Annotated in this window: 14 protein-coding genes; 2 read left to right on the top strand and 12 right to left on the bottom strand. The window is 57.1% G+C overall.

Annotated features, from left to right (window positions below):
- Positions 1–180 precede the first annotated feature (180 nt).
- Entirely contained in the window at positions 181–1,164 is a 984-nt protein-coding gene (locus F3I44_RS05670; RefSeq protein ID WP_150015681.1) for an MDR family oxidoreductase, read from the top strand.
- 30 nt (positions 1,165–1,194) lie between these two features.
- Here F3I44_RS05670 and F3I44_RS05665 read toward each other — a convergent pair whose 3' ends face one another.
- The 6 genes from F3I44_RS05665 to F3I44_RS05640 form a co-directional block, all read right to left on the bottom strand.
- Positions 1,195–1,692 (bottom strand): CinA family protein, encoded by a 498-nt coding sequence (locus tag F3I44_RS05665; RefSeq protein WP_150015682.1) that lies wholly within the window; start codon positions 1,690–1,692, stop codon positions 1,195–1,197.
- Between the two features lie 93 nt (positions 1,693–1,785).
- Positions 1,786–2,562: a heme ABC transporter ATP-binding protein gene (locus tag F3I44_RS05660; RefSeq protein WP_190285935.1), complete on the bottom strand. Its 777-nt coding sequence runs from the start codon at positions 2,560–2,562 to the stop codon at positions 1,786–1,788.
- Positions 2,562–3,560: an iron ABC transporter permease gene (locus F3I44_RS05655; protein ID WP_150015684.1), complete on the bottom strand. Its 999-nt coding sequence runs from the start codon at positions 3,558–3,560 to the stop codon at positions 2,562–2,564. The genes F3I44_RS05660 and F3I44_RS05655 overlap by 1 nt, the downstream gene beginning before the upstream one ends.
- Positions 3,553–4,374 carry a hemin ABC transporter substrate-binding protein gene (locus tag F3I44_RS05650; protein WP_150015685.1) on the bottom strand — a complete coding sequence of 274 codons (822 nt, stop codon included), beginning with the start codon at positions 4,372–4,374 and terminating at the stop codon, positions 3,553–3,555. The genes F3I44_RS05655 and F3I44_RS05650 overlap by 8 nt, the downstream gene beginning before the upstream one ends.
- A complete protein-coding gene (locus F3I44_RS05645; RefSeq protein ID WP_150015686.1) occupies positions 4,371–5,402 on the bottom strand; it encodes a hemin-degrading factor in 1,032 nt (343 codons plus the stop codon). The genes F3I44_RS05650 and F3I44_RS05645 overlap by 4 nt, the downstream gene beginning before the upstream one ends.
- Positions 5,403–5,451: 49 nt before the next feature.
- Positions 5,452–7,824 carry a TonB-dependent receptor domain-containing protein gene (locus tag F3I44_RS05640; RefSeq protein WP_150015687.1) on the bottom strand — a complete coding sequence of 791 codons (2,373 nt, stop codon included), beginning with the start codon at positions 7,822–7,824 and terminating at the stop codon, positions 5,452–5,454.
- A gap of 239 nt (positions 7,825–8,063) precedes the next feature.
- Here F3I44_RS05640 and F3I44_RS05635 point away from each other — a divergent pair, with 239 nt between their 5' ends.
- Positions 8,064–8,360 (top strand): SelT/SelW/SelH family protein, encoded by a 297-nt coding sequence (locus F3I44_RS05635; RefSeq protein ID WP_033733740.1) that lies wholly within the window; start codon positions 8,064–8,066, stop codon positions 8,358–8,360.
- Here the strand turns inward: F3I44_RS05635 and F3I44_RS05630 are convergent, their stop codons facing one another.
- From F3I44_RS05630 to cydB, 6 genes are all read right to left on the bottom strand, one after another.
- The gene (locus tag F3I44_RS05630) at positions 8,361–8,900 is read right to left on the bottom strand and encodes a PadR family transcriptional regulator (protein WP_150019340.1); all 540 of its coding nucleotides are present in this window, start codon (positions 8,898–8,900) and stop codon (positions 8,361–8,363) included.
- Between the two features lie 71 nt (positions 8,901–8,971).
- Positions 8,972–9,799, bottom strand: a complete 828-nt coding sequence (locus tag F3I44_RS05625; protein WP_370461291.1) for a siderophore-interacting protein — start codon at positions 9,797–9,799, stop codon at positions 8,972–8,974.
- A gap of 340 nt (positions 9,800–10,139) precedes the next feature.
- Positions 10,140–10,322 carry a hypothetical protein gene (locus tag F3I44_RS05620; protein WP_223811653.1) on the bottom strand — a complete coding sequence of 61 codons (183 nt, stop codon included), beginning with the start codon at positions 10,320–10,322 and terminating at the stop codon, positions 10,140–10,142.
- A 230-nt stretch (positions 10,323–10,552) separates the two neighbouring features.
- Complete coding sequence (locus F3I44_RS05615; RefSeq protein WP_150015690.1) at positions 10,553–11,422, bottom strand: helix-turn-helix domain-containing protein; 870 nt, start codon at positions 11,420–11,422, stop codon at positions 10,553–10,555.
- 408 nt (positions 11,423–11,830) lie between these two features.
- Positions 11,831–12,004 carry a DUF2474 domain-containing protein gene (locus F3I44_RS05610; RefSeq protein ID WP_150015691.1) on the bottom strand — a complete coding sequence of 58 codons (174 nt, stop codon included), beginning with the start codon at positions 12,002–12,004 and terminating at the stop codon, positions 11,831–11,833.
- A 1-nt stretch (position 12,005) separates the two neighbouring features.
- A complete protein-coding gene (gene cydB, locus F3I44_RS05605; RefSeq protein ID WP_150019338.1) occupies positions 12,006–13,010 on the bottom strand; it encodes a cytochrome d ubiquinol oxidase subunit II in 1,005 nt (334 codons plus the stop codon).
- Position 13,011 lies beyond the last annotated feature (1 nt).

The raw sequence follows: 13,011 nt of genomic DNA, 5'->3' as shown, positions 1-13,011 counted from the left end.
ATTAATAATACGACTAATTATATGAATTATATGCAGATTTATGCATGTGACTCGCTAGCGCTGTCAGCGCACTTTCCCCTGCCTGCTGCCTCCTTAACCCGAAGAGGCGGCCATTGCCCTACCGCATTGCCACTCGCGGGCGTAAACTTACCCTCTCATTCCCACTCTGCCGGAGGCTGCATGTTCAAGGCACTGGTCATTGAAAATGACGAACAAGGTTACCGTTCCCTGCTGAAAGATCTCCCCGAATCTCAACTGCCCGACTACGATGTCACACTCGACGTCAGCTACTCATCCCTGAACTATAAAGATGCCCTGGCTATCTGCAACAAAGGCCCGATTGTGCGCCAGTTTCCGATGGTGCCAGGTATCGATTTTGTCGGCCGCGTGACGGCCAGCCGCCATCCCGACTGGAAAGAGGATGATGTGGCACTGCTGACGGGCTGGGGCGCAGGCGAAAAACAGTGGGGCGGCCTGGCGCAGAAAGCCAGCGTCAGCGGCGACTGGCTGGTGCGCGTGCCCGCTTCTCTTAGCCCGCTGCAAACCATGGCCATTGGCACAGCAGGATTGACCGCAATGCTCTGCGTCATGGCGCTGGAAAAACAGGGTATCACGCCCGAACATGGCCCCGTGCTGGTAACCGGTGCCAGTGGCGGCGTCGGCAGCTATAGCGTCAGCCTGCTGGCGCGTCTGGGCTATCAGGTGATCGCCTCCAGCGGTCGCGCCAGCGACCATGCGTATCTTATCGATACGCTGGGTGCGGCATCGGTGATTGATCGCGAAGAGCTTTCCCATCCCGGTAAACCGCTGGCAAAAGAGCGCTGGGCCGCCGCAATAGACAGCGTCGGCAGTCACACTCTGGCGAACGTGCTGGCCGGCATTCAGCGTGACGGCGTGGTGGCTGCCTGCGGTATGGCGCAGGGACTCGACCTGCCAGCCAGCGTCGCACCTTTTATTTTGCGTGGCATCACGCTGGCGGGTGTCGACAGCGTGATGTGTCCGAAGCCGCTTCGTCAGCAGGCGTGGCAGCGGCTTGGCGAGCTGCTGGATAGCGATCGGCTCAGCAAACTGAGCCGGGTGATCCCGCTGAGTGAAGCCAGAGAAGGTGCGAAGGCCTTGCTGGAAGGCAGCGTACAGGGTCGTCTGATTGTCGACTGCCGCTGACCCGCGTTTAAAGGCGCGTACCGCGCGCCTTTATTGACTGGTTCGCTGCAGTCGTTTGATCAACCCTTCCAGCGCGAACTGCGTGCCCTGCTCCATCACGGATTTCGGATCACCGCTGAACTGATGGCACTCCGCATCGTCCCTGCCGTCGGGTAATACCCAGCCAAACCAGATAGTGCCCGCAGGCGTGCCATCTTCGCCACCATCGGGTCCGGCATAGCCGGTAATCGATAATCCCACCGGTTCGCCTGAGCGGGCGCAGGCTCCCTGTACCATTTCACGTGCCGTCTGCTCGCTCACCGCCGTGTGCTGTTTGAGCGTATCAGGATGCACGCCCAGCAGACGAATTTTGGCATTTTCGCTGTAGGTGACGAAGCCGCTGGTATAAAAGTCGCCGCTGCTTTCCACCGCGGCCAGTGTCATGCTGATCAGCCCGGCGGTACAGGATTCGGCGGTCGTCAGATGAAGTCCGGAGGAGAGTAAAATGTTACCCAGTTGCTCAGCGGTTTGATCTAATGATTTTGCCATTATGGTCTCCTAAGTCTTCTGTCCTGAACACCAGGTATAGCGCAAAATCAGTAATTAAAAGCACGCAAGGCAATGTTTTTAAAGCGAAACGGTCTAAATCCGTAGCTGAATATGTGGCTTCCCACTCTCTGCATGTGCCACCACCTGCAAATCAGCCTGATACCAGCGTGTCAGCGTCTTTTCAGTCATAACCGTCTGCGGTGAACCCTGAGCCACCAGTCTGCCCGCGTGCAGCAGCAGTATGCGATCGGCCCATAAAGACGCCAGATTAAGGTCATGTAACACGGTGCAGACGGTAAGATCACCCGTGTACGTCAGCTGGCGTAATAAACGCAGAGTCTGCTGCTGCCAGAAAAGATCCAGCGCCGAGGTCGGCTCATCCAGAAACAGCCAGCCGCGCGGTCTTCCCTCCTGCCAGAGCTGCGCCAGCACCCGCGCCAGCTGCACCCGCTGCTGTTCACCGCCGGAGAGCTGGCGGTAATCGCGCTGCGCCAGCGAATCACAGCCCGTCAGTTGCATGACGTCTGCCACAATCTGCGACGTCTGCGTCTCAGGCCAGGGCGCACGGCCCATCGCCACCACCGATTGCGCCGACTGGGCAAAAGTCAGGTTGTTCTGCTGCCGCATCACGGCCCGACGTCGCGCCAGCTGCTCACGCGGCCATGCGGACATCACACGATCGCCCAGCCGGCACTCACCCCGATCGGGCGTTAAAAATCCGGTCAGCATCCGCAACAGTGTTGATTTACCTGCGCCGTTAGGCCCGATGAGCGCCACCCGCTCTCCACCTGACAGTGTAACGTCAAGATTATCGATAACAGTTCTGCCGTTGCGCGCCAGACAGAGTCCCCTCGCCTCTAACCTTTCCATCATTCAAATCCTCGCTGCTGACGCAGGATCAGCCAGAGAAACCAGGGGCCGCCAATCAGGCTGGTCAGCAGTCCGACCGGCATCTCTGCCGGAACCACAAGGGTGCGCGCCAGCGTATCGGCCAGCAGCAGCAGAATCGCGCCCGCCAGCGCTGAACCGGGCAGCAGCCAGCGATGATCGCTGCCAAGACAAAAGCGCATCACATGCGGCACCACTAATCCAACGAAGCCGATTATGCCACTGACCGAGACAGCCGTGCCGACCAGTAGCGCACTGAGGATCAGCAGCTGATGCTGAGTACGCTTCACATCAATCCCCATATAGTGCGCATCCTCTTCACCTGCCTGCAGCAGGTTGAGATGGCGGGCACGGCTCTGTAACAGCAGCAACGCAGGCAGAATCAGCAGCAGGCAGATGAGCAGCGCAGGCCACTGCGCCTGGCTGAGGCTACCCATCCCCCACAGTGATAGCTGACGCAGCTGCTGGTCATCGCTCAGCCACGACAACACGCCGACCGCCGCACCGCACAGCGCATTAATTGCAATACCCACCAGCAACAGCCGGGAGAGATTGCCGTATGCCAGCCGACTGAAACTGAAGATCAGCAGCGTAACCAGCAGGCTGCCGATAAAGGCGGCGATCATCGGTAGCCACAATGCCAGCTGGGGTGGCAACGCCAGCGGAATAACGATTGCCAGCGCGACCGCCAGCCCCGCTCCGCTGCTGATACCCAGCAGGCCGGGATCGGCCAGCGGATTACGGAAAACACCCTGCATCACCGCGCCAGAGACCGCCAGCGCCATACCAAGCGCCACCGCCAGCAGCACGCGCGGCAGGCGGATATTCAGCCAGATCTGCCAGATGAGATCGCTGAGCGGTGCCTGCCACAGCGCCTGCACCGACAGCGACATCGCCCCCAGATTCGCCGCCACTACCATCGCCACCAGCAGAAAACTTAGCATCAGCGTCAGACCCCGCAGCGCATTGCCATTAATCATGGTTCAGCGATTCCGCAGCCTGACGCAATTTCACTATTGCCTGCGGCGTATCAAGGCCAAATCCCAGCAGCGCCTGGGTATCAACGATCAGCAGACGGTGCTGCTGTCCGGCTGGCGTCAGCGCCAGGCCCGGTAACTGCCACAGCTGCGCTTCACCGCCCAGGGTTTTCAGGCCATCCTCGCCGATCACTACCAGATCCGGCGCGGCGGCGATCACGCCTTCCTGCGACAGCGCCTGATAGTGCGGCACCGAACCCATGGCATTCTCCAGCCCGGCGCTGCGAATAGCACCGTCGGCTGCGGTCTGATTTCCGGCCGCCATCGTTTTCATGCCGCTGTTTGCCATGATGTAGAGCACCTTTACCGGCAGCGATTGCTGCGGCAACTGGCGAATCTGCTGCGTTATTTGCTGCGCCAGTGTCTGCGCTTCGCTTTCACGCTGCAGCGCCTGGCCCACCGTGATAATTTTCTGCGGGATCGCCTGCAGACTGTTGTCGCCGCTGACCGTCACCACCCTGACGCCCGCGCGGGCAATTTGTTGCAGTACCAGCGACGGCTTTGCCTGTGCGCTGGCGAGCACCAGCGTCGGCTTCAGCGCCAGGATACCTTCGGCATTCAGCTGGCGCATGTAGCCCACATCCGGCAGCCGGGCAGCCTGCGCCGGATGCAGGCTGGTGCTGTCGCGCGCCACCAGCTGTGACTGAGCATCCAGCGCGTAGATAATCCGGGTGACGTCACCCCCAATCGACACCACCCGCTCCGCGGCCAGTGAGGGCAGCGTCAGCAGCAGCCATAACAGACTCAGGCGTTTCATGCCGCCGCTCCTGGTGTGCGAAGTGCGTTCACCTGCTCACGCCAGCAGGCCTGTTCTGGCATGCCTTCCGTGCGCTGTCCGTAGAGCTGGGCGATCTGCGTGCCGTCAGCGGCGAACAGTTCCAGGCTGGTCACAAAGCCATCGCCGGTGGGTTTGCGTGTGACCCAGCTTTCGCTGATCTGGTCCGCCATCAGGTGCAGCGTGAAGCGGGGATTGAAGATGTTGAGCCAGTTATCCATGGGTACCAGCTTCTCTACTTTGCCGGTGAAAATCTGGGTACAGCCACGGTTGCCGACAAAAATCATAATCTCGTTGCCCGCCTGCTGTGCCATCTGCAAGACACGCCTGAGTGCATCGTTGCCGGTCTGCCAGGCGAGATCCTCACCCACTGCGCGGAACGCCTGCGGTCGTGAGGCCTGATGACGCTTTAGCAGGGCAAAAAACTGATGAACATCGGTCATGGCACGCCATTCACGGTCAATCGCGATGGCATCAATCCCTTCCGACAGGGTGGCTGCAGCTACCGGCTCAACTTCCAGCGGCATCGCAGCGGCGTCAGTGAAGTCGGCGATCAGCGCGTGCCATGCCGCCATATGGGTCTGCTCCGTCACATAGATTTTCAGCACCGCATCGCCGTGACGATCAAAGATCTGAATGCTGTGACGTACGCCCTGCGCACCCGACTCCTGCAGGGCAAAGGCGCTGAACCACTGTCCGACAAACAGACGCAGGTCGAGCGCACGGGGATTCAGCACCAGGCCGCCATGTGCGCCGATCTGCACATTCTGATATTCGCCCAGATGCTCATGCACCGCATATGCGTTACGGGTAATGCTTTTGGTCTCGCCGACCGCGCCCAGTGCCCTCAGCAGCGCCGGGAAATCGTGTTTCAGCGCCACGGCATCAACGCCGATACGCGCTTCACACAGTTCCGCTTCGCTGATACCCATCAGCGTGGCCAGGTCGCGGGCATATTTTTTCGGGTGTTCACCTTTAAGAGCGAGATAGTGCTGATAAATCGAGTCCATGGTTATGATTCTCCTGGTAATGCCCTGCACCAGCGCAGGGCGACGATAGTTAAAAATCGACATTAACACCTAACTGGAAAGTACGACCCGGCATTACGGCCAGTGCCTGATCGTTACGATCCTGTTGGGTGCCGCTGGTCAGTTCACGGCTGCTGAGGTAATCCCAGTATTTGCGATCGGTCAGGTTGTAAAGCCCACCGCTCAGCCTGACGTTTGGCGTGACGCGCCAGTAGGCGGTCATGTCCACCATGCCATAGCCCGGCACCCGCATGTAATCGGTACTGGAATCGGTCAGGCTATTACCGGTGTTGGCATAGCTGTTGCGGTTTGTGGCGCTGGCTTTCTTGCCCTTAACAAACGTGGCGGTGACGGCAGCACCGTAGCCGCGCGCCTCATCATCCCAGGCGAGTCCGACAATCGCTTTCATCGGGGCGACGCTTTCCAGATCGACGTAGCGGTCGCCAGCGTAAGATGACTTCGCCGCGCCCTGGGTGTAGCCAAACGCCAGATTGGCACTTAGCCCCTCGACCTTGCTGAACCAGCTGCCGAAGTTCAACTTGCTGCTGATTTCAGCCCCATAGATGTAGGCTTTGTCGCGGTTCTCCGCCTGATAGGTGGTATAGATGTTGCTGGGTACATTGACGAACTTACCCGGATTGGCCGCCCGGCTGTAGCGGGTAAAGGCGATGAAGTTTTTGTAGTCGTTATAAAACGCGGCGGCATTAAGCGTCACGCCCTCCGCAACCTCGCCTTTTATACCCCATTCGTAGTTGTTGCTGGTTTCGGTCTTCAGATCGGCATTGCCAATCAGCGCATATTGCGCGGTGCCGGCATAGCTGGAGCCAAGGTTCCATGAGCCATAGAGCTGGGAGTCGTTGGGGAACTGCGCGCCACGGGTATATTGCAGATAAGTCATCAATGCCGGGGTCAGATCGTACTGGAAGGCGATCGACGGCAACACCTGGGTGTCGCTGTTTGGCGAACCGTAGAGTGCGGAGACTTCGCTGGCGTCAAGCACACTGCTATTCGTCGTCAGTGTCGTCACATCACGTGGGCGGGTGTTCTGGTACGCCACACGCACGCCCGGCACGATAGCCGCTCGGTGTCCGGCAGCATCGAAGCTAATAGTATCCTGCAGATAACCGCCAACGGTGTAGCTGCGACTGTTAGCCTGCGGCTGCATGATCTCAGTATAAGCACTGGCTGGCGGTGCCTGACGAAAAGGCCGTTCAGTATCGACCAGACGCGCATTTAACCCGGCACTCAGCTCATGCCGCCCGACGCTTTTAAGCGCGCGGGTGTCAAAGCCGTAGCTGTCGCTGTTGTAGTCGGAGTAAACGGTTTGCCAGGCGGTGGCGTTCGACGGCATCAGGGTGTTGTCATGTGCCTGGGTTTGCTGCCAGTAAACGCGGGTCGTCAGAGTGTCGATCAGATCATTGTAAGGGGTGTACTCATCCGCCAGGCTGATGCCCCAGCGTCGGGTATCGCTCTGCTGCTGCGCCGTTCCCCAGACCGTATTGCCGGATGTGCTCCAGCTGTCGTAATGGCTATGGTGCGTTTTGTGATAGTAATCGAAAGTCGCGCTGAGCTTGTGAAGATCATTGGGCTGCCAGATGCCCGAGGTCATAAAGGCATCGGAATGCCAGTTAGCCGGATAGGCATCAACCGTGCCGCTGTTATTGCGGGTCTGTTGTCCGTCGCGACGACTGTAAACAAAGATTCCCCGCAGCGTATCATCGCCTGCTGCTGCCGTAATGCCGTTGTGCCAGCTGCGGCTGGCGGAGTCGTAGTCGCTTTGAAAACCAAAATAGTTGCGTTTACCGGGATTCAGATAGTCATCCGGGGATTTGTTACGGAACGAGACATTGCCGCCAATCGCGTTATTCGGCTGATCCACTGCCGTGGCACCCTTCTCAATGCCGATGTGGCCAAACATATAGGGATCGATGTAATCGCGGCCAATCCCAAAGCTGTCGAGACCGGCACGTCCCACATAGCTGCGGCCGGTGGCCTGCGGTAACGGAATGCCATCCACATCGAGACCAACGCGGTTGCTCTCTAAACCACGAATGTTGTAGCCAGTGTAACCGGCCCGGTCAAAGCCGCTCTTACCGGCTGAGGAGCCGCCACTGGTGCCGGTGGCGCTGATCAGCGGTTCATAGCGCATGATCGATCCAAAATCAGTGGCACCACGTTGCTGCAAATCGCTGGCGGAGAGCGTGGTTTTGCTGCCCGCCGTTTGTTTGATCTCCGGTGCAGTCACCGTCATTACCGGTTCAGCACTGCTGCCATAGCGGTCGGAAAGGGTCAGCGTGGCAGGTTCACTGCCCACAGCGTAGGTGCAGGTGGCATTGATAAAGGTGGCGAGCAACGCCAGCTCAGACAGACGCGGTTGCGTCAATCTCCGAAAACGTGGTGACATAGGCGCGAATTACCTGATTAATTGTTAGTATTCGCTCACTTGCTTGCTGCAACATAAAAAACGGCTCTGCATAAAAGCCGTAAAAAATCAGAACATCATGCGGGTGTAATCATTATCGCCGGGAATTTAATGCAACTGATAATCATTATCAATATTATTTACATTAAGGCTTAAACCACAGCGCACAAATTGTTAACCCGAATGCATCTGCATTTATCAATACGTAAAGGAAGAGAGTTATGGCGCAAAAACCTGTGGTTGTTATTCACTACTGTATGCAATGCAACTGGCTGATGCGGTCAGCGTGGATGGCACAGGAACTTCTGCATACCTTCGCCGAGGATCTGGCTGAGGTCACGCTGAAACCCGGCACCGGCGGTATTTTTGAGATTACGCTGGATGGTCATCTGCTGTGGGAACGTAAGCGGGACGGCGGTTTCCCGGATGCGACTACCCTGAAACAGCGCGTGCGCGACATCTGTTTCCCGGATCGTACCCTGGGTCACATCGATAAGAATAAGAGTGAAATCAGCTGATTAACTGTGGGTGACTTTATCAGCCGCGTCGTGCAGCGCCCTAATCAGCGTCTGCAGCGCGGCTTCTGAAATATCTTCCTGCGCCAGTCGTTGATTCAGAGCCACCTTCAGCCCGTGAATTGCCTGCTCCACAGCAGGAATGCTGCGGTTATTGACCACGATTGCCAGCGTAGAGAGACGCGTAATCAGGCTGGCTACCGTTTCGCGGTTATCCGCCAGCTGCGCCTCACCAGCCGCCGTCAAACGGTAAGCTTTACGCGCTGCCTGCGCATCCACCACCTGAATCGCCTCCATCTCTTCCAGCAGCGTCAGGTTGGGATAGATGATCCCCGGACTGGGCGAATACTCTCCCTTTGACAGCTCCTCAACGGACTTGATCAGCTCATAGCCGTGCGCCGCATTCTGCGCCAGGAAATGGAGCATCAGCAGGCGAATCTCACTCGCTTCCAGCATCTTTTCACGTCGTTTACGTCGTCCGCTGCAGCCGCCTGCGCGCGAAGTCTGTTCGTCAGATGAAGTGAAAGTCGGATGCTGTTTCATGACCTGCCCTGCTGAAAAAAAGGAGAGTGATGGTAGTCCGCCATCTGGCAAAACTCAATTGTCAGCGCGGCTTACTTCTGATGCCAGTAGGCCACCGCCCGCACGAAGTCGCTGTCGAGACCACGCTGCGATGTAAAGTAGTCAGACAGCGCTTTAACAAACTCCCCCTCGCCGGTCAGCCAGATAAAGTAATCTTCCGTCGGGAACGTGAGCTGATCCAGCCGGGTAATCAGCTGGCTGAGCTGCGCTTTTTGCATCTTACCGCTGCCCAGCCAGTTTGCCGTTACGCCTGCTGTATCCGATAAATAGTCGCGACCGGTCGCTTCATCGGTAAAGGCATAGAGATGCAGCGCCTGGGCGCGGGCGTCACGCTGACGGCGGGCAAAAGCGGGCAGTCCGGTTTCGTCGCAGACGTAAAGCTGGAATGCGTAGCCGGTCGGCACTACCAGCGAGCCACGTGGCCCACCAACAATCAGTTGATCGCCCACCTGCGCCTGCGCGGCCCAGTCACTGGCTACGCCCTGCTGATGAATATAGAAGTCGAGGGTCAGTGAAGACTCACCATCGAATTCCAGCGGCGTGTAATCACGTGCCTGCGGACGTAAACCTTCAGGCCAGACAATGCCTGCGTCGCTAATCTGTGGCAGAGCCAGTGTCTCACCTTCAGAAGAAGGGAAAAACACCTTGATGTGGTCATCAAAGCCTGGTGACGTAAAGCCTGCCAGATCGCTGCCGCTGAACCGGATGCGCCAGAATTTTCCGGCAATCCTGGTTTTACTGGCGACCTGAATATGACGGAAACGCAGTTCATTGCGGATGCGCTGCGGCGTACGCTTTTCGGCTGTTGTAGTCAAAATCTCTCTCCTGAAACAGGGTCTATGCCCGATAGTCAGGGGCATACCCGCCGTGATTAAACAATAATGTAATAACAATCATTCTCATCTGAAGCCACAAGATTAGCTATGATATATCTTCGGCACAAGAACGAAAAATGCGATTCTGCGACTTAAGATATATTTTAAACAGCGTCGTAAGAGAAGTAATGCGGACGGAAAGTGGCATGAGTGAGAAGCATGCGATGCAGCAGGCAGGTAAAGAGTGTTTTAAAAGGCAGGCGAATGGGCCTCAGAGAGGACGCCGCAGATGCAGAGTGTGTGCAGGGTAATCAGGCGGAAGCTGTCCGACTCCTGAAGAGCCGGGCATCATCTCGCGCCGCCGGTTCTGGCAGCGCATCAACCCTTACAGCGTGTCGTTGAATCCGGAAAGGGAGGCATTACTGCTGGTGTGATCCGGCAGTTCACCATCACCCAGGATTTCATGCTGGGTAACCTGAGAGTGCGGATGCAGTCCGGCAGGCGGTGAGAAAGGCTCAGCCTGCTGCGCCATCGCCATTGCAGGCAATGCCAGGATCAGGGAAATCATTAAGCGTCGCATAGTTGTCTTCGATTGTCGTTTTGACCAGAAAAGGCCAGAAATGCAGATGAATGTTCCATCCCTGCCACAGAAGCACGATGATTCAGATATGACAGGGTTTCGGGGGAGAATTTTACGCCAGAATGGCGACTTATTTTATAAAATCGTGCGGTTTGTCACGGTTTATCGCACGAAAGATGCATTGGCAGGGCCAGAAGCGATTTGCCCTGCCCTGTCGACTACGCCTGCATCACCGGAATTGAAAAAACGCCGCTGAGCCAGTCGGGCTTACAGTGCGCAAAATCGAGACGCAACAGGTCTTTGCCCGGACGGCGTGAGACACCCAGCATGGGCAAATGCTGATAGTAGATATCCTCGATAAAGCGCGTCAGCTGCTCCGGCCTGCCGCTCCAGCGAATCGACGCATAAAGACCACATACCTCGCTCCAGCTGGCGGTATTGTCACCCAGCAATCCGGCATGTTGTGGTGCCAGCGCCTGAAACAGGCTGATATTCTGCTGGTCTGCAGAGCTATGGCCAGGACCATACTGAAAACCTAACCAGCCGTGCGTCGCATGGCTGCCCGCCAGCGCGACCAGATGCCGTGCCTGCTCTGCCACACGATGGTCGTGGTCGGCAATATACTCACCAAACCTGCACTCCCACTCCAGTGTCTCTCCGCACAGGTGCAGTTCTTCCTCACGTGCCACCAGCGTCGCACGCTCTGCCAGCGAGCGCACCAGAATGCGACCATGGAAGTTTTTAACCGGCAAATGAGGAATACGGCGAAACGCGCCAGGCGTCAGCGAAAAGTGGCCTTTGAACACCCGCGTGAAGTTTTGCTGGTTATCAAAGCCAAAACGTACGGCGATATCGATCAGCGTCATGCGCGTCAGACGCAGCGCCATGGCCGCCATCGTCAGACGCCGTTTGCGGGTATACGCCGCCAGCGTCTGTCCGGTCATCTCCTTGAACATGCGCTGCATGTGCCATTTGGAATAACCTGATTTCAGGGTGATTTGATCGATATTGAGATCGTCGGTGAGGTTGGCTTCTATCCACTCGACCAGATCGTTGATGTGCTGTTTTTTAATGGCCTGACTGAGCATGATGGCGATTTACGACGCGGGTTAGGACTGAAATTTTCGTTACAAAAGAATAACAAAAATTGCGAATCGGTGTAAGGAAAGGGTAAGACGCACGCGCCCGTTCGGGGCGATTCCGCATTAATTGCTTAGGTTACTAACTAAAAAAGGCTGACTGACGTCAGCCTCGGACAACTCAGAATGTAAAGCGATGGGAGCATACGCCAGGAGCAAAGCAGCGCGGGCCATGGACAAAAATGCCGGGAGCGTTTTTGAACAACGCAACGCGTTGGCCCGGCTACGGGCGCACCTCACGGATGAGGTGCGTAATCGCCCGCGCTGAGCATGCCAGGGATAGCGTTTTTGCGTCTTTGCGGAGGGCGTATGCTCCCTGAGCTTGCTCGTTATCAATACTCGCAGTCGTCACGACAATTAATGACTACGCATTCCCGCTGCAGTCATCATCATGCGGAACAGCGAGGCGACAACGCCCAGCGCCAGCACGCTGGCAGCGTAGATAAACACCAGCCACATTACACGCTTCCACCACGGTGCTTTCGTCTCTGCGTTTTCATTGTGGTCTTTCATGCTGCTGAGGCTTTTCATATCAATGATATCCTGCGTCTGCTTTGATTTTTCCACGGAACACGTAGTAGCTCCAGAAGGTATAGCCCAGGATCATCGGGATAATCAGCAGGCTACCCACCAGCATAAAGGCCTGACTCTGCGGAGGTGCCGCAGCCGCCCAGATGGTCACGGATGGCGGAATAATGTTTGGCCAGATACTGATGCCCAGTCCGGAGAAGCCCAGGAAAATCAGCGCCAGCGTCAGCAGGAACGGTGAATAGTGTGCCTCGCGTTTGATGGCGCGAACAATGCCCCACGAACAGAGCAGTACCAGCACCGGAACCGGCAGGAACAGGAACAGATTTGGCGTGCTGAACCAGCGATGAGAGATGTCCGCATGCGCAAACGGCGTCCACAGGCTGACGATGCCAATAATCACTAACAACGCAATCACCAGCGGCGTCGCCAGCGCGGACATCTTACGGTGCAGTTCATTCTCGGTCTTCATGATGAGCCAGGTACAGCCCAGCAGCGCATAGGCCACTACCAGACCCACACCGCAGAACAGCGGGAACGGCGCAAGCCAGTCCATTGCGGAACCGGCAAAGCGGCGTCCCTCAACCGGAATGCCATCCAGCAATGCACCGACCGCCACACCCTGACTGAAGGTGGCGATGATCGAACCGGCAATGAACGACTTGTCCCAGAATGCACGATGGCCTTCCACCGCTTTAAAGCGGAACTCAAAGGCGACGCCGCGGAAAATCAGACCAATCAGCATGGCGGTCAGCGGAATCGACAGTGCATCAGCGATGACTGCATAGGCCAGCGGGAACGCACCGAACAGGCCTGCGCCCCCCAGCACCAGCCAGGTCTCATTACCATCCCAGACCGGCGCAACGGTATTCACCATCATGTCGCGCTCGCCAGCATCTTTATTGAACGGGAACAGCAGACCAATGCCCAGGTCGAAACCATCCATCACGATATACATCAGGGTTGCGAAGACGATAATCACAAACCAGATAACAGAAAAATCGATCATC

Source organism: Pantoea sp. F_5, assembly GCF_008631595.1.
In the GTDB taxonomy this organism is placed as follows: Bacteria; Pseudomonadota; Gammaproteobacteria; order Enterobacterales; family Enterobacteriaceae; genus Pantoea; species Pantoea gossypiicola.
This window is presented reverse-complemented; position numbering and strand designations above follow the sequence as displayed.

Bases quoted from the DNA above. Each gene is read 5' to 3' on its own strand.
- cydB (WP_150019338.1), bottom strand. From the start codon at position 13,010: ATGATCGATTTTTCTGTTATCTGGTTTGTGATTATCGTCTTCGCAACC.
- F3I44_RS05610 (WP_150015691.1), bottom strand. From the start codon at position 12,004: ATGAAAAGCCTCAGCAGCATGAAAGACCACAATGAAAACGCAGAGACG.
- F3I44_RS05615 (WP_150015690.1), bottom strand. From the start codon at position 11,422: ATGCTCAGTCAGGCCATTAAAAAACAGCACATCAACGATCTGGTCGAG.
- F3I44_RS05645 (WP_150015686.1), bottom strand. From the start codon at position 5,402: ATGGACTCGATTTATCAGCACTATCTCGCTCTTAAAGGTGAACACCCG.
- F3I44_RS05650 (WP_150015685.1), bottom strand. From the start codon at position 4,374: ATGAAACGCCTGAGTCTGTTATGGCTGCTGCTGACGCTGCCCTCACTG.
- F3I44_RS05640 (WP_150015687.1), bottom strand. From the start codon at position 7,824: ATGTCACCACGTTTTCGGAGATTGACGCAACCGCGTCTGTCTGAGCTG.
- F3I44_RS05635 (WP_033733740.1), top strand. From the start codon at position 8,064: ATGGCGCAAAAACCTGTGGTTGTTATTCACTACTGTATGCAATGCAAC.
- F3I44_RS05670 (WP_150015681.1), top strand. From the start codon at position 181: ATGTTCAAGGCACTGGTCATTGAAAATGACGAACAAGGTTACCGTTCC.
- F3I44_RS05630 (WP_150019340.1), bottom strand. From the start codon at position 8,900: ATGAAACAGCATCCGACTTTCACTTCATCTGACGAACAGACTTCGCGC.
- F3I44_RS05655 (WP_150015684.1), bottom strand. From the start codon at position 3,560: ATGATTAATGGCAATGCGCTGCGGGGTCTGACGCTGATGCTAAGTTTT.
- F3I44_RS05620 (WP_223811653.1), bottom strand. From the start codon at position 10,322: ATGATTTCCCTGATCCTGGCATTGCCTGCAATGGCGATGGCGCAGCAG.
- F3I44_RS05660 (WP_190285935.1), bottom strand. From the start codon at position 2,562: ATGGAAAGGTTAGAGGCGAGGGGACTCTGTCTGGCGCGCAACGGCAGA.
- F3I44_RS05665 (WP_150015682.1), bottom strand. From the start codon at position 1,692: ATGGCAAAATCATTAGATCAAACCGCTGAGCAACTGGGTAACATTTTA.
- F3I44_RS05625 (WP_370461291.1), bottom strand. From the start codon at position 9,799: ATGCCCCTGACTATCGGGCATAGACCCTGTTTCAGGAGAGAGATTTTG.